Raw genomic sequence first — 15,922 nt, forward strand, 5'->3', positions numbered from 1 at the left:
ACGGGTCGGGAATTAAGGCGGCCAGTATCCAGCCATCGGCAGCGCGCGACAAATTTCGGCTGAATTGAAATTATATAGTTATTTTACAACGTTTTACGTCAGTTTTTTCAAATATCTCTAGCTTATAAAGTGCATATTACTGCCCTATAAAAACATACATTGTGCAGAAATTTGCACACATCCTGTCGGCGCGATATGCAGGGGCATGGACCACACCCGCTTCCCGACTCGCATCCTGTGGATCGCCGTTTTTCTAGGCGTGGCCAGTGGCCTGCTCTGGCTGTCGGGCGAAATTGCCGAACGCAATGCCATCGCTCGGCTGGGCGCGGAGACACGCGGCGCCGCGATCCTGCGCCAAGCCTATTTCAAGAGCGAGATCGAGCGGTTCCGGCTGCTGCCCGTCGCCCTGTCCGACGATAGCGATCTGGTTGCGGGACTGACCGGATCGCAGGCCGCACTACGCGCCCTGGACCGCAAGCTGGAGGCGCTGGCTCGCACCACCGGCGCGGCGCAAATCTATGTGCTCGACGCATCGGGCCGCACCGTCGCATCGAGCAATGCGGGGAGCGAGCGCAGTTTCGTCGGTCAGGACTATTCCTTTCGCAACTATTTCAAGCTTGCCGCCGCCCACGGATCGGGCGCGCAATTCGCGCTCGGCACGATCAGCGAGCGGCCCGGCATGTATCTCTCGCGGCGTTCGCGTGGCGGCGGCTATGTCGTGGTGAAGCTCGAATTTGACAGGATCGAGCAGCAATGGGCCCGGCTGGGTGAAATCACCTTCATCACCAGTCGCGAGGGCATCATCCTGATCACCAGCCGGCCCGACTGGCGCTTTACAACCATCCATCCTATTTCCGGGGAGGCCAAACAGCGCTTTCGCGCTGAATTGCAATCCGGCCGTGGGTCGCTGTTGCCGGTGCCGCTCAAGGGCATGGGCGATGCCGATGGCCGGCAGATCGTCAGCCCTGCCGACGAACCGCGCCGCCGCCTGCTTTGGCAATCGGTATCGACGGGGGAGCCGGGCTGGCAGCTCAACATGCTGACGCCGCTCCACGGTGTGGAGAATTTCGTGCGTACAGTGCGGCTGGCGACCCTGTTGTTCCTCATGCTGTTGGCAGGCGGCATCTGGATATCGCGCGAGCGTGCCCACCGCCGCACCGAACGGGCAGCCATGGCCGCCGCCCGCACCAGCGAGTTGGAGAGCATGGTCACTGCCCGCACTCGAGAACTGCGTCGCGAGATGGATGAGCGCGCCGCCAGCGAGACGCGCGCCGACACGCTGCGCGAAGGACTGCGCCAGGCCAATCGCCTGGCATCGCTGGGCCAGATTACCGCCGGCATCGCCCATGAAACCGCCCAGCCGGTCGCGGCGATCCGCAGCTATGCCGCCAACGGCCGATTGCTGATCGAACGCGGCGACACGAGCGCGGCGGCCGAGAATATGGTAGCGATCGAGCGGTTGACCGATCGGATCGGCAAGGTCACGGCCGAACTGCGCGGCTTTTCACGCAAGGCGACCGGTGCGATCGACGCCATACCGCTCGCCGGGCCGGTCGAAGGTAGTCTGTTGATCCTCAAATCGCGACTGGCACGGGTCGCGTTGCAACTGCCCGACCTGCCAGATGGGTTGCGCGTCATGGCCGACACGATCCGACTGGAACAGGTGCTGGTCAACCTGATGCAAAATGCGCTCGAAGCGTTGGAGGACGTGGCTGCGCCGGCTATCCGGCTATCCGTAGCACTCGATACGGACACTGTATTGCTGTCGGTGATCGATAATGGCCCAGGGATCGATCCGTCGGTGCAGGACCAGCTCTTCACCCCCTTCGTCACCAGCCGCCCGTCCGGCCTGGGGCTTGGCCTCGTCATCGCCAGTGACATCATGGCCGACATGGGCGGAACGCTGCGTTTGTTGCCCAGCGATGCTGGCGCGCATTTCCAGCTGCGTTTGAAGCGCCCATGACCGACATGCTCCCGCGCCAGATTGCCCTGGTCGATGATGATGATGACCTGCGCGTCGCCATGGCGCAGACGCTGGGACTGGCTGGCTTTGAGGTCCGGCAATTTGCTCGCGCTGCCGATTCGCTGGCTGCGATCGACGCCGATTTTGCGGGTATTGTGGTCAGCGACGTGCGGATGCCGCATATGTCGGGCATCGATCTGTTTCGCGCGCTGCATGACCGCGACACCGAACTACCCGTCATTCTCGTCACTGGGCATGGCGATGTGCCGATGGCCGTGGATGCGCTCAAGACCGGCGCATGGGACTTTCTCACCAAGCCCTTCGATCCGGACGCATTATTGGCATCCGTCGCGCGTGCGATCGAGAAAAGGCTGCTTGTGATCGAAAATCGGCGCCTGCGCGCAATGGTCGATGGGGCGCTTCCTTCTCCGCTGATCGGCCATTCCCCGGCGATCGAACGGCTGCGCAACATGGTGGCGACGCTTGCCGACACCAATATCGACATATTGGTCGAGGGCGAGACGGGCACCGGCAAGGAACTGGTAGCGCGCATGATTCACCAGCGCAGCCGCCGCGCCAGCGCGCAGTTCGTCAGCGTTGCCTGCGCCGCGGTGCCCGATGCGATTGCCGAGACCAGCCTGCATGGCGAAAGCCTGGCAGGGCGCGCGCCACTCGAAGGCAGACTGGCACGCGCGCATCAGGGAACGCTCTTTCTCGACGATGTCGACCAGTCCGGGCCGGCATTGCAGGCGCATTTGATCCAGTTTCTGGAAGACAGGCTGGTTCGTCCGGTCGGGGCGCGCGAACCGCAGCCGGTGGATCTGCGTGTGATCGGCTGCATGATGCAACAGGGCCAAACGGCGGCAATCCAGCCGGCGCTGCTCTATCGGCTGGCGGCAGTGCGACTGCACCTCCCGCCGCTGCGTGAGCGGCGGGAGGATATTCCCTTGATCTTCGCTCATCTGCTTGACGGCGCCGCCCGCCGCTTCCGCCGTGCGGTGCCGCCGGTCAGTCGTGCGGTGCTGGCACATCTGCTGGATCATGACTGGCCCGGCAATGTCCATGAACTGGGGCGACTGGCCGAACGGCTGGCACTGGGACTGGAGCAGGAACCCGTCGCCGATGGCGCTACGATGCCGCTGGATGCACGGATGGACACATTCGAACGCATGGCGATCATCGAGGCAATCCAGGCGACCGGCGGCGACATGGGCAAGGCGATCGCGCGGCTGGGCCTGCCACGCAAGACCTTCTATTATCGTGTCCGGCGACTGGGGATCGACCTGCGGAAGATCCGGGGGGCCAAAGCTTAGCGGCCGTATCTGCTATCGACGCTTATGGAATGGTGGGCCCGGCAGGACTTGAACCCGCAACCTATCCGTTATGAGCGGACAGCTCTAACCAATTGAGCTACAGGCCCCACTTGCGCTGCCGATAGGCAGCATTAAGCCGCTTGGCAAGCCCGTGCGTGCACGGGAACCGCAGCAATGAACTGATCTAGCGTCGCGGCGGTCACGCCCCGACGCGCCAGATGTGCCAACACCCCATCCCACCAAGCATAAAAGGCCGTCCGGTCGCCTTCGTTGCGGACATAAGGGGTGTGGCCCGGCTCCAGCGTCGGCGAATGAAAACTGAAGTTGAGGACCGGCACGCCCTCCTCGATCAAGGCATCGATCGCGGCGATCGCCTCATGAAGCGGCACGCCTTCGGGCGTCAGCGGGATGCGGCTCAGCATTCGCGCGCGCGACAATGCCCCCGCCAGCGGCCCCATCGCCTGCGCCGCGCGATAAAGCCGCTCCCCGCCGCCACGCAGCAGGCCGGCAAAGGCGGTCGAAAGCGGCAATTCGATCAACGATCGGCCCGGCCCCGCCCAATAGGGCAATTGCGGCAGGCCATGAAAATCCGGGCCATGCTGATGGCTATAGTCGAAGCGGCTGCGGACCGAACTGTCCAGCCGAAACCCCGCTTCCTCCAGCAGGCGCGCGCTGTTGGGGCCGACGCCGTAGCGGCCGGCGCGATAGGCGATCGGGCGACAACCGAACCGCTGTTCGATACGCACGCACAGCGCCTCCAGCTTGGCGCGCTCCACCGCCTCGGGCAGAAAACCGACATAGCTGTTGGCGGCGTTCACCGCTTCCACATGCGGTGGGTTGACCCACGGGTGGAGGTGCGCGCCGATATCGGCCGCGCCGTCGCTGGCCCATTGCGCCATCATCGCGGCGGCGGCATCATCGTCGATCACCGGATAATCGGTGACATAGATGGGCTTGACTCCGGCGGCGGCGAAATAGGCCTGGCCGCGCGCCATGCCGGCCAGCGCGGTCACGCCGTGCCCCGCCCGGCTGAACGGCGCATCCCAGTCAAACTCCTCCTCGGTATCGACGAACAGCATGAAGCGTGTGCCGAAAGCCGGATCGAGGGTGATCATATCCTGCGCCAGCGGTGGCTGGAGCAGATTGCCATCATGATGGGGAACAGTCATGCCACATCCCTATCGTCCAATGGTTGCGATAGGGTTTCCCGATCAACCGTGGTCGGCCATCCCGCTCGCCGCTGCAACGGCAGGGATGGTGAGCAGCAGGCGCCCGGGTTCGATCGCAAGTCCCCCGCCGCTGGTCGCCGCCAGCCCACGAATGAGGCGCAGCGAAAAGCCAAGCCCCAGCAGCGGCCCGTCCACCCAGTCGCCCGTGCCGTCATATCCCGGATCGAGGAGTTGCGTTTCCTCCATGCCGACCAGCGTCGTCGGCCGGTCAATGGCGAAGGCCACCCGCCCTGCCCCGCCATCCGGCTGGAACCAGCAGGCGCCGGTGACCGTCTCGGCCTGCGGCGTCACGGACAGCACGGTTCGCAGCAGATGCTGCACCATACGCTCGCCCTGCACCGGATCGATCCGCACCTGCGGCAGGCCGGGCGCGATGGCGATGTCGATTTCCGGCGCGCCCTGATCGCGGAAACGGGTCGCGACCTGCGTGACCAGCAATGCGGGATCGATCAGTTGCGGCATGGTCGCCCCGTCGCCGCGCGACACCCGGGCGGCCAGATCCAGATCGTCGAATGCCGCCAGCAGATGCCGGGCATCGACTGCAATCTTGCCGGCCATGTCGCGATAGGCGACGCCGGCCGCGCCGAACAATTCCTGCTCGATAATCTCGGCAAAGCCCAGGATCGCGTTCAGCGGCGTGCGCAGTTCATGCACCAACTGCCGCAGCGAATCCGCCGACAGCCCGGCGATCGCCATGGCGGCGGGCCGTGGCTCGCTCGCCACCTCATGCAGGAAGGGACGGCGCGCCTGCCCCCGATAGCCCTGAAAGCGGCCGGAACGGTTATCGAAGAAGGGCGTGGCCGATAGGCGCCATTCGCCCGCCATAGCGCCGCCGACGATAGAGAATCGGCCATTTTGGAAAGCGCTGCGCCGTGCGAAGGCGCCGGCGACATGCGCGTCGGGGCCGCTATCCCCCTCCAGCGCGACATCGCCCAGATCCAGCCCGATCAGCGCCGCACGCGGCCCCTGGTCGATCCACAGGATCACCCCTTCGGCGTCCGTTTCGAACGCGAAATGGCGCGGCGCCGGGGTGGCGCTTATGTCGGAATTGGCGGCTTCGGGCGTCTTGCGATTGCTGGTGAATCGGGCGATCCGATCGACCAGATTGCGGATCTGCCCCTCTTCCCCCGACTGGGCACGCAGCGGCGTGACGTTGGAAGCGGCCGCAGGTACCGGGGGATCAAATGGCGCTGACCCAGGCACTGGCTGCGGACCCGCCTCCATCTCGGCGCTCAGGATCATGTCCGGATCGCCGACCATGTCGCGCCGCTCGGTGGACAGCACCAGATCATGCGCGCCGAATGCTTCCAACCCCTGCCGCGTAGCCGCGCCGATATCGCGCCGCCCCCGCAGCACGCCCCGCGCCGTCGGCGTCAGATGCGACAGCAGGTCGACCCAGGCCGTATCCGGCAATTGCGCACGCGCAGCAGCAGCAGCCGCGATCGACGGCCGATCATTGGCGAAGAAGGCCATCAGGCTGGGCGAACGCAACCGGCCGCCCAATTCCACGACCGTGGCGATTCGTTGCGTTTCAGTCAGTTGCGGCCGCAAGGCGGTCAGCCGCTCCAGCAAAGCGTCCCGTTCCGCCGCGTCCATCAGCACCCGGTCGGCTCGGTCGCGCTGCGCCAACAGATCGACGCATTGGCGCCACAACGTCACCGCGCCCAGCCCGCCGCGGTCGTCCGCTGCCAGAACTGTCTGCAAGAGATCGTTGAAACGCACGAAATTCCCCAAAATCAAACGGGTTACAAGCTGGCAACGGGCCTTGTGCCGACGCTACGCCAACCACCGATAGGCGCTTAGGCGAAAAAGGAAAAGGCCCCCATCCCGCGAACGAAAGCGATCGTCGCATAGTGGGACAATTGCATTGCTCTGAAACATTATTATGATGGGGTGCATAAACAGGACAGGAAATAAGCGAAATAATGGCCGGCCCCAATATCGACGACATCGACATGCAGATCCTGGGCGAACTGCAACAGGATGGCAGGATGACCAATGTGGAATTGGCCCGCAAGGTCGGCCTGACCGCCCCGCCCTGCCTGCGCCGCGTCCGCGCGCTGGAGGAAGCCGGTGCGATCAAATCCTATCATGCCGTCGTCGACCCGGCGATGCTGGGCTACACGATCACCGTCTTCGCGATGGTCAGCCTGAAAAGCCAGGCGGAAGCCGATCTGAAAGCGTTTCAGGACCATGTCGCATCGCTGCCCGAAGTGCGCGAATGTCACATGCTGAACGGCGAAATCGACTTCATCCTGAAGGTGGTCGCGCCGGACCTGCAAAGCTTCCAGCAATTTCTGACGTCGAAGCTGACGCCTGCACCCAATGTGGTCAGCGTCAAGACGTCGCTGACCATCCGCACGTCCAAGAACCTGCCCGGCGTTCCCCTGCCCGTCTGAACAGACGGTCGGACCGACCACCATTCTCCGTTCGTTTCAAGCCTAGCCGAGAAACGAGAAGCTCGAAGCGAACGGATCAAGGCAACGCCACCGCAATCCAAACGAACCTGACCAGTCCGCCCGTCAGCCTGCCTTGCGGTTTTGATGTTCGGCCCACAGCGTCCAGAAGCCCGCAATCGCGGTCCAGTTGCCGGTGACCTGCGCCAATGTCGTTTGCGCATTGGTCAGGTCGCCTGACCGCGCCAGCGCCACGCCCAGACGGGCATTGGTGCGGCCGGCATCGACGCCGCCCTTGCTCAGCGCCAGCCGATATTGTTCGACCGCCTGCGGGAACTGGCTGAGCGAGAAATAGCTGTCCGCTACGGCCAGCGCGTCCTTGCCATTGCTGGATGTCGCCGCTTTCTTCGCTTGCGCAGGCAGGGCGCCTATTTCCTTCACCGCCTTGGGCGTCACGCTCTTGAGCAACTGGCTGGTCACGCTCTGCGTCGGCGTCAGCTTGCCGGCGCTGCGCCCGGCCTCGATGATCGCCTTGGCCTCGGCATAATAGCCTGACTTCTCGGCTGCCTGCGCATAATTCTGGTAATCGCGCTCACTCGCCATCGCGCCATTGGCCGCCTGCAATCGGTAGAGGTCGAGCTGCAATTGCGGCTCCAGTTCGGCCGCCGCCTGATAATTGACCAGTGCGGAGCGCCATTGCTGATTGCCGTCCTGCTGGTTCAATCGGTCGCGATAAAGCTGGCCCACCTCGGTCCAGTCGCCCGCCTGATAGGCCATGGAGATGGCGCGATCGATCCACGCCAGCGGCACGGCCTGCCCGCTCGCCTTCTGCTGGGCGATTGCTGCCTGCACGAAGGGGCGCGCTTCCTTGGGCTTGTTACGGCGCAAGGCGATGTCGGCGCGCAACATGGTCGCATCGACGCCGTCATAACCCAGCGTCTTGGCATAATCGAGCTGCGCGGTCGCGTCGTCATAATTGCCGACCATGTAGGACAGATAGCCCGCGACATAGCGCAACCGGGGGGCGTCGGTGCGTGGCACAGATGTCGTCTTGAACATGTCGGTCAACGCGATGCGCTTCGCCTGCACGTCGTTACGCTGTGCCGCCAGCTGGAAACGCAAACCGGCCGCAACATAGGATTCGAAATCATTGGTCGGGCTGAGTGCGGAAATCCGCGTGCCGGCGGTCGCCACGTCCCGCGCCTTGAGCGCGGCCTCGGCCGCCTGCACATTGGTACGGAAAGCGTCGGACATGGTAATCGGCGGACCGCTCACCACCGGCTGCTTCTTCGCCATGGCGGGGGTCGCGACCATCAGGGTCGCAGCCATCAGCGCCGCCATCGGCAGGCGGGAAATAAGGATATCGTTACGCATGGCCGACCCGGCCTCCCCCAAATAATATATCAGTGTCGAAACAGGAAAGCGGAGGCGCCATGGCTCCAAAGGGCCATGGCGCCTCCGCTAAGAAATATCAGGCGCCCTTGGTGCTCAGATAGGCAAGCCACAAATTGGCGACCTGCTTGCGCGACCCGGCCTGCACCGCTTCGAACGAAGCCTTGGCGCCGGCATTGTCGCCGCTCAGCGTCTTGGCGATGCCAAGGCGGGTATTGACCTCGTCGGCATCGACGCCGCCCTTCTGCTTGGCCAGTTCGAACAGCTTCACCGCCTTGGCATAGTCACCATAGCCCAGATAGGCGTCGGCGGTTGCCGCGGCGATCTTGCCGTTGGCGCCCTTCTGCGAATCGGCTTCCGCCGAACCCAGCGAGCTCTTGTCGCCTGCGATCTTCGACGCGGCGGCCTGATAGATGTCGCTGGCGGAGCTGGCGTTCAGCACGCCCTTCGAACGGCCCTTGTCGATCACCGACTTCACTTCGCCGTAGATACCGGTCTTCGACGCCATTTCGGCATATTCGGTATAGTCGGCCGCGATCACCAGACCGTCCGACGCGCCAAGCACGCGCAGCACGTCCAGATTTTCGCGGTTCGAGATATTGGGGTTGGCGCGCTGGAACAGGCGCACGAGCGTGCGCAGATTCTGGCCGCTGGGTTCCGCCTGATAGGCCAGGGTCGCCCATTCGGTGACGTCCGGCAACTTGGCCGCTTCGGCACGGCTGACGCCGATCTGATACCATTGTGCCGGCACCGGCTGACCAGCAGCCTTGGACGCCACGGCAGCAGCCTTCAACGCGGCCAGGCCCTTCTGGTTGAAGCCACGCGCCGGCTCGACCGAACCGTTACCGGTGCCGGCCTTGCCGAAATAGGCCTGGGCCAGCGTCGGCTGCACCGCTTCGGCCTTGTAACCGGCAGCCAGCGCCGCTTCTCCGCGCCGAATGGCCAGATCGTAATTTTTCGCGCCCATCGCCTGGTCGGCGGCGATCGCGTTGAACTGACCGGCCTGTTCGGGCGGGGTCAGGCCGCTGTCCAGCATCTGGGTCAGCGCTTCGCCTTGCAGCGCCGAATCCTTCGACGTGATCGACGTGTTCAGCTTGATCGCGCCGATCTGATATTTGTCGTCATTCGACGTTGCCTTGCTGTCCGCTTCGGCCAGCGCCGCCTTGGCACCGGCGAAATCCTGCGCTTCGGCAGCCTTCTGCGCGGTCTGGAGCGCCTTGATGACGTCGGGCGAAACGTTGAGCTTCGGCCCGGCCTTCTTCTCTTCCTTCTTCGCGGCAAAGGCAGGCGCCGAAACGGCACCGCTCGTCAGCGCCAAAGCCAGCGCGAGCGCCACCGGGGTAACAAAACGCATGATCCTCATCTCCTCTGCGCGCCTGATGGGGGACAACAGGCGACTTTTCGCGGGTTAAGCGCCGATTAGGGGGCGGCGCGTGAATGGGCATTGAACAAGCCTATATCGTCCAGTTTTGCAACAGTTATGCGCCCTTTTCGTTCCACTTGCGATCATATCGGCACATCATGGCGCCTTGCATGCACATGCGGGCGCGCGATCCTGCGCGAGGGGTGACAGATTTGTTTCGCTCGGCTAGGGATCGGGCAACAGAATCCTTCCTGAAAAAGAGAATCGCATTGACCGACGAGACTGTCCTCGCCGACCCTTCGGACATCAGCCCCATCTCCATCGTCGACGAGATGAAGGCCAGCTATCTCGATTACGCCATGTCCGTCATCGTCGCCCGCGCCCTGCCGGACGTGCGCGACGGGTTGAAGCCGGTCCATCGCCGCATTCTCTTCTCCGCCCAGGAATCGGGCTTCGTCTACAACCGCCCCTATCGCAAGTCCGCCCGTCTGGTCGGTGAAGTCATGGGTAAATATCACCCCCATGGCGACAGCTCGATCTACGATGCGTTGGCCCGCATGACCCAGGATTGGTCGATGCGCGTGCCGCTGATCGACGGTCAGGGCAATTTCGGTTCGATGGACCCCGATCCGCCAGCCGCCATGCGCTATACCGAAGCGCGCCTGGCGAAGGTCGCGACCGCACTGCTGGACGATCTCGACAAGGACACCGTCGATTTCACGCCCAACTATGATGCCTCGGAAAGCGAACCGCAGGTTTTGCCCGCGCGCTTCCCGAACCTGCTGGTCAATGGCGCGGGCGGCATCGCGGTCGGCATGGCGACCAATATCCCGCCGCATAACCTCGGCGAAGTGCTGCGCGCCTGCCTAGCCTATATCGACAATCCCGACATTACCACCGACGAACTGATCCAGATCGTCCCCGGTCCCGATTTCCCGACTGCCCCGCTGATCCTGGGCCAGTCGGGCGCGCGCAGCGCCTATCACACCGGCCGCGGTTCCATCATGATGCGCTCGCGCCATGTGGTGGAGGAAGGACGCGGCGATCGCCAGTCCATCGTCCTGACTGCCATCCCCTATCAGGTCGGCAAGAACGGCCTCGTCGAAAAGATCGCCGAAGCCGCCAAGGATAAGCGGATCGAAGGCATCAGCGACATTCGCGACGAATCGAGCCGCGAAGGCGTGCGCATCGTCATGGACCTGAAGCGCGACGCCACACCGGACGTCGTGCTGAACCAGCTGTGGCGCAACACCCCTGCCCAGTCGAGCTTCCCGGCGAACATGCTGGCGATCCGCGGCGGCCGCCCGGAATTGCTGGGCCTGCGCGAGATTATCGAGGCCTTCGTCAAGTTCCGCGAAGAGGTCATCACCCGCCGCACCAAGTTCGAGCTGAACAAGGCGCGCGACCGGGCGCATATCTTGCTCGGCCTCGTCGTCGCGGTCAGCAATCTCGACGAAATGGTCAAGATCATCCGTGGCTCGACCAGCCCGGCCGAAGCCCGCGAAAAGCTGCTGGCGCGCGAATGGCCGATCGGTGAGATCGCGCCCTATCTGCGCCTGGTCGAAGCGATCGAGACGGACGTCCATGGCGACGTCTACAAGCTGAGCGACATTCAGGTCCGCGCCATCCTCGACCTGCGTCTGCATCGCCTGACGGCGCTGGGCCGCGACGAAATCGGCAAGGAATTGGCCGAACTGGCCGAAGCCATCGCCGAATATCTCGCTATCCTGGGCGACCGGGTGAAGCTCTACGCGGTGATGCGCGAGGAGCTGGAAGCGGTCGAACGCGAATTTGCGACCCCGCGCCTGTCGGAAATCACCGCTGCCGCCGACGGCATCGAGGATGAAGACCTGATCGAGCGCGAGGAGATGGTCGTCACCGTCACCGTGCAGGGCTATATCAAGCGCACCCCGCTGGAAAGCTTCCGCGCCCAGGCGCGCGGCGGCAAGGGTCGTTCGGGCATGGCGACCAAGGATGAAGACGCCGTCACCGAAATGTTCGTGACGTCGACCCATACGCCGGTGCTGTTCTTCTCGACCGCCGGCAAGGTCTATCGCATGAAGGTGTGGCGGCTGCCCGAAGGTGGCCCGGCCACCCGTGGCCGTCCCATGGTCAACCTGCTGCCGCTGGGTCCGGGCGAAACCATCCGCACCGTCCTGCCGCTGCCCGAAGATGAGGACAGCTGGAAGGAATTGCACGTCATGTTCGCGACCGCGAACGGCACCGTGCGCCGCAACAGCATGGACGCCTTCGCCAATATTCCCAGCAACGGCAAGCTGGCGATGCGCTTCGACGAAGGCAGCGACGATCGCCTGATCGGCGTCGCCCTGCTGACCGAAGAGGACGATGTCCTGCTCGCCACCCGTCAGGGCAAGGCGATCCGCTTTGCCGCCACCGACGTGCGCGAATTCCAGAGCCGCACCTCGACCGGCGTGCGCGGCATGACGCTGAAGGCCGATGACGAGGTGATCTCGCTGTCGATCCTCAAGGGCTTCGACGCGACCCCGGACGAACGCGACGCCTATCTGCGCGCCGCGCCGTGGAAGGATAATGACGCCGAATCGACCCTGCCGGCCGAGCGCGCCGCGCAATTCGCGGCGGCGGAACAGTTCATTCTGACCGTCTGCACCAATGGCTATGGCAAGCTGTCGTCCGCCTATGACTATCGCCGCACCGGCCGTGGTGGTCAGGGCATCACCAATATCGACAATATCGCCCGAAACGGCCGTGTCGTCGCCAGCTTCTCCGCCACCCAGGCGAACCAGCTGATGCTCGTCACCGATCAGGCGAAGCTGATCCGCATGGGCCTCGACAGCCTGCGCGTCATCAGCCGCAATTCGGCCGGCGTCCGCCTGTTCAACGTCGCCGACAATGAGCATGTCGTCAGCGCCGCGAAGATCGAGGAAGCAGAAGAAGTCGAAGCGCCAGAAGCAGGTTCGGGCATGGGGGAAGCGTGAGCGACCTCTTCGCCTACAAGGTGCTGACGGCCGATCAATATGACCAGTTCAAGGCCGACGGTGTGTTCAAGGGCGCACCGATCGACCTCACCGACGGTTATATCCACATGTCGACCCGCGCTCAGGCGGCCGCAACGGTGGCCAAACATTTCGCGGGTCAGGATCGGCTGGTCATGCTGATGATCGACCTCGCCCCCTTCGGCGAGGCGATAAAGTGGGAAGTGTCGCGCGGCGGGGCGCTCTTCCCCCACCTCTATGGCGACCTGCCGATCAGCGCAGTCGCCGGCAAGGTCGTGCTGCGCATCGGCGATGATGGCGCGCATCTGTTCCCGGCCGGGTTCTAAAACCTGCACTCTCGGCTCTGCTGTCCTACCGAGCCGGCTGCTGATATATTATCCACGTTCCCCGGATTATCCAGTTCCCCGGCCTTCGCCGGGGAACGCGCCGTACCTTACCGATAAGGACGCACACAAAAGCAGGCGCCGGCGACATAAAGTCGCCTATTCCCGCACCGAAATTTCAACATGAGCAGAAAATGCGCGAAGTTAAGCGCTGCGCACCATATCCACCACCTTGCCCCGTCCGACCCGATAATCCCAGCCGCCCCAGCGGATGCGGTTCGACGTAGCGGCCTGCACCTGCCCCGCCAGATGCGCCCAACTCACCACGAACGGCGCGACCATATCCCAACGCAGCGACCGTATGATGCATCGCACCTGCGCCGGTTCCAGCACCGATCGCGCGATCCGATGCCGCACCAGCGCCCGGCTCCAGGCCGCGCCATAGCCGATCGCGACGGCGCTCCACCCGCCCCAGCCGATCGCCCAGAGCCAGCCGCCCGACTGGATCGCCACGCCCAGCATCGCCACCATCCACATGCCCGGACTATTGGTGACGATATGCCGATATTGCCGCACGCCAAAGGTCCAGAGCGACGCCATATCGCCATCCAGCGGACTGGCCACGAGCAGGTCGCGCACTGGCCGCAAGCGCAGCTTGGCCCGCCATCCGGCCAGGCCGATCGCCATGTCGTCGGACAGCCGTCCCGCCATCGCCGCGTCCAAGTCCAGCCGCTCGGCCACTGCCCGCGACAACGCCATCGCGCCGCCCCAGGGCATGGTCGCATTGGCCGATCGCGGCAGGGTCGCCAACTGCATCTCCACCGCGCCGACCAACCCAGCAATGCCGCCCCGCGCCGGCAGCAGCATGCGATAACCGGTGGCGATATCCGCCTTGCCCCGCACCAGCGGAAAGAGAAGCCGCCCGACCAGCCGCGTCGGCGGCACGATGTCGGCGTCGATGAAAACCAGCCATGTGTCGCCCGGCCGCAACGCCCGCAAAGCCGCACGCAGCTTGTGGACCTTTTGCCCTTCATCGCTCGCAATGCCTGCCGCAACGACCTGCACCCAATCACCCTCCAGCGCCGCCAAAGCATCCGCCGCCGGGCATTGCCCCGATGTCGCGATCAGCAGGCGAAACGGCGCCTCCTGCGCCTTCAACTGGGCGATCAGCTCTGGCCCGCCATCCCAATCATCGCGGACGCTCAGGATCACGACAGCCCCCTCAGGCGCCTCTTGCCTGCGGTCGGTCGGCAGGTTGCGCCAATAATTGACGACGCCAAGTACCGTCAGCGCCTGAAGGCCGATCCAAACCCAAAACATCACTGTCGCCCGTGCCCCTTTACCGCTGCATCTGCTGCTGTATGACGCTTGGACGATGCTCTCCAACCCCTTTCTCTTCTTCCTGATGCGCCGCCTGCCTGCACCGACCGCAAGCTGGCTCGGCGGATGGCTCTCCGCCACCATCGCGCGCCGGAACATGAAACTGCGCGACGCCCGCGCCCGCGCCAACCTCACCATCCTGCGCCCCGACCTGCCGGAAGCGGAGCGAGAGGCGATATTGACCCGGCGCTGGGTCAATATTGGCCGCACCATGGCGGAACTGGCCAATATCGACCGGCTGGTGAACGACGCCCATGTGACCGTGGTGGACAAGGCCGCTTATCAGGCCGTGCTGGATGGTCCCGGCCCGATGGTCGCCTTCACCGCGCACCTGGGCAATTGGGATCTGCTCGCCGCCCATATCAAATGGTCGACCGACCGGCCCGGCCTTGGCGTCTATGAAGCCCCCGACGACCCCAAGATCGCGGCTCAGCTCAAGAAAGCCCGCTCCAGCTACATGGGCGAAGCGATAGGCGGCGAAGGCGCGGCGCGCGGCGTGCTCAAGCATCTGACGCAGAAGGATCGCGCCACCCTCTATATATTGGCGGACGAGCGGCGCGACCGGCAGGTCTGGTTCCCGACCTTCGGCCGGCCGATCGAACCATCAGGCAATCTGTCGATCGCCCTGCGGCTCGCCCGGAAAGTCGGCGCCAAATTCCTGCCATTCTATCTCGTCCGTACCAATGGCCCGCATTTCGCGCTCCACTGGCACCCCCCACTCGATCCCGCGACGATGAGCAACGCGGACATCGTCGCCACGCTCGACCGCTTCCTGGGGGACGCCTGCATCACCCATGCCGACCAGTGGCTCGCTCTGCACGACATGGACCTTACCCAGCCGGGCCAGCCGCCTTTGAGCGGCATGTGACTTCCCTGCCCTGACGGTTTAAAGGCTCCCCATGTCCCGACTCGCGATCAAGATTTGTGGTCTGTCGACGCCCGAAACCGTCGGCGCCGCCATACAGGCCGGGGCGAGCCATGTCGGCTTCGTCCATTTCACCAAAAGCCCGCGCCATGTCGCGCCGGACCAGATCCGCGCACTGTCCGCCGCCATCCCCGTGCATGTCCAGCGCATCGCCGTCGTGGTCGATCCGACCGACGAGATACTGGCCGAACTGGTCGCCACCGGCGCGCTCAGCGCCTTCCAGTTGCACGGCAAGGAAACGCCCGAACGCGCCGCCGCCATCCGCGCGCGCTTCGGCCTGCCGGTGTGGAAGGCGATTTCGGTGAAGACCCGCGCCGATATCGACGCGGCCAATGCCTATGCCGGCGCCGCCGACCTGCTGCTGTTCGACGCCAAGACCCCTGATGGCGCGGCACTGCCCGGCGGCATGGGCCTGCGCTTCGACTGGACCTTGCTGCAGGGCGCGCCGATCGCCGCCCCATGGGGCCTGTCGGGCGGCCTTGGCATCGACAATGTGGCCGAAGCCATTCGCATCACCGGCGCGCCTCTGGTCGATGTTTCGTCGGGCGTGGAAAGCGCGCCGGGCATCAAGAGTGTGGACAAGATCATGGCCTTCTGCAAAGCGGTTCAGCCATGTTGATGCTGAACATCCCTGCCATGCGCATCGAAGGACGATGGCGCTGA

At 64.4% G+C, this 15,922-nt stretch carries 12 protein-coding genes and 1 tRNA gene; 7 read left to right on the forward strand and 6 right to left on the reverse strand.

Annotation, left to right across the window (positions count from 1 at the left end; translation table 11 throughout):
* Positions 1-205 precede the first annotated feature (205 nt).
* Both F4U95_RS02145 and F4U95_RS02150 read left to right on the forward strand, forming a co-directional pair.
* A complete protein-coding gene (locus tag F4U95_RS02145; protein WP_150424414.1) occupies positions 206-1,963 on the forward strand; it encodes a sensor histidine kinase in 1,758 nt (585 codons plus the stop codon).
* Complete coding sequence (locus tag F4U95_RS02150) at positions 1,960-3,276, forward strand: sigma-54-dependent transcriptional regulator (protein ID WP_150424415.1); 1,317 nt, start codon at positions 1,960-1,962, stop codon at positions 3,274-3,276. Before F4U95_RS02145 ends, F4U95_RS02150 begins: the two co-directional genes overlap by 4 nt.
* A gap of 30 nt (positions 3,277-3,306) precedes the next feature.
* Here F4U95_RS02150 and F4U95_RS02155 read toward each other — a convergent pair.
* The 3 genes from F4U95_RS02155 to F4U95_RS02165 form a co-directional block, all read right to left on the reverse strand.
* Positions 3,307-3,383: transfer RNA gene (locus tag F4U95_RS02155), tRNA-Ile, on the reverse strand.
* 24 nt (positions 3,384-3,407) lie between these two features.
* Positions 3,408-4,445 (reverse strand): polysaccharide deacetylase family protein, encoded by a 1,038-nt coding sequence (locus F4U95_RS02160; protein WP_150424416.1) that lies wholly within the window; start codon positions 4,443-4,445, stop codon positions 3,408-3,410.
* Positions 4,446-4,487: 42 nt separating this feature from the next.
* Positions 4,488-6,227, reverse strand: coding sequence for a sensor histidine kinase (locus tag F4U95_RS02165; protein ID WP_150424417.1), 1,740 nt, complete (start codon positions 6,225-6,227; stop codon positions 4,488-4,490).
* Between the two features lie 203 nt (positions 6,228-6,430).
* On the opposite strand from F4U95_RS02165, the gene F4U95_RS02170 reads away from it, so the two are divergent.
* Positions 6,431-6,904, forward strand: a complete 474-nt coding sequence (locus F4U95_RS02170) for an Lrp/AsnC family transcriptional regulator (RefSeq protein WP_056681816.1) — start codon at positions 6,431-6,433, stop codon at positions 6,902-6,904.
* A gap of 123 nt (positions 6,905-7,027) precedes the next feature.
* Here F4U95_RS02170 and F4U95_RS02175 read toward each other — a convergent pair whose 3' ends face one another.
* Together F4U95_RS02175 and F4U95_RS02180 are read right to left on the reverse strand one after the other, a co-directional pair.
* Complete coding sequence (locus tag F4U95_RS02175) at positions 7,028-8,275, reverse strand: hypothetical protein (protein WP_150424418.1); 1,248 nt, start codon at positions 8,273-8,275, stop codon at positions 7,028-7,030.
* A 97-nt stretch (positions 8,276-8,372) separates the two neighbouring features.
* A complete protein-coding gene (locus F4U95_RS02180; protein ID WP_150424419.1) occupies positions 8,373-9,647 on the reverse strand; it encodes a hypothetical protein in 1,275 nt (424 codons plus the stop codon).
* 278 nt (positions 9,648-9,925) lie between these two features.
* On the opposite strand from F4U95_RS02180, the gene gyrA reads away from it, so the two are divergent.
* Together gyrA and F4U95_RS02190 are read left to right on the forward strand one after the other, a co-directional pair.
* Complete coding sequence (gene gyrA, locus F4U95_RS02185) at positions 9,926-12,613, forward strand: DNA gyrase subunit A (protein ID WP_150424420.1); 2,688 nt, start codon at positions 9,926-9,928, stop codon at positions 12,611-12,613.
* Positions 12,610-12,957 carry a DUF952 domain-containing protein gene (locus tag F4U95_RS02190; RefSeq protein ID WP_150424421.1) on the forward strand — a complete coding sequence of 116 codons (348 nt, stop codon included), beginning with the start codon at positions 12,610-12,612 and terminating at the stop codon, positions 12,955-12,957. The genes gyrA and F4U95_RS02190 overlap by 4 nt, the downstream gene beginning before the upstream one ends.
* Before the next feature lie 201 nt (positions 12,958-13,158).
* On the opposite strand, the gene F4U95_RS02195 is transcribed toward F4U95_RS02190, so the two are convergent.
* A complete protein-coding gene (locus F4U95_RS02195; RefSeq protein ID WP_150424422.1) occupies positions 13,159-14,274 on the reverse strand; it encodes a glycosyltransferase in 1,116 nt (371 codons plus the stop codon).
* Positions 14,275-14,329: 55 nt separating this feature from the next.
* Here F4U95_RS02195 and F4U95_RS02200 point away from each other — a divergent pair, with 55 nt between their 5' ends.
* Positions 14,330-15,202: a lysophospholipid acyltransferase family protein gene (locus F4U95_RS02200; protein ID WP_150424423.1), complete on the forward strand. Its 873-nt coding sequence runs from the start codon at positions 14,330-14,332 to the stop codon at positions 15,200-15,202.
* Positions 15,203-15,233: 31 nt separating this feature from the next.
* Entirely contained in the window at positions 15,234-15,878 is a 645-nt protein-coding gene (locus tag F4U95_RS02205) for a phosphoribosylanthranilate isomerase (RefSeq protein WP_150424424.1), read from the forward strand.
* Positions 15,879-15,922 lie beyond the last annotated feature (44 nt).

This window comes from Sphingobium limneticum (genome assembly GCF_008710165.1).
In the GTDB taxonomy this organism is placed as follows: domain Bacteria; phylum Pseudomonadota; class Alphaproteobacteria; order Sphingomonadales; family Sphingomonadaceae; genus Sphingobium; species Sphingobium limneticum.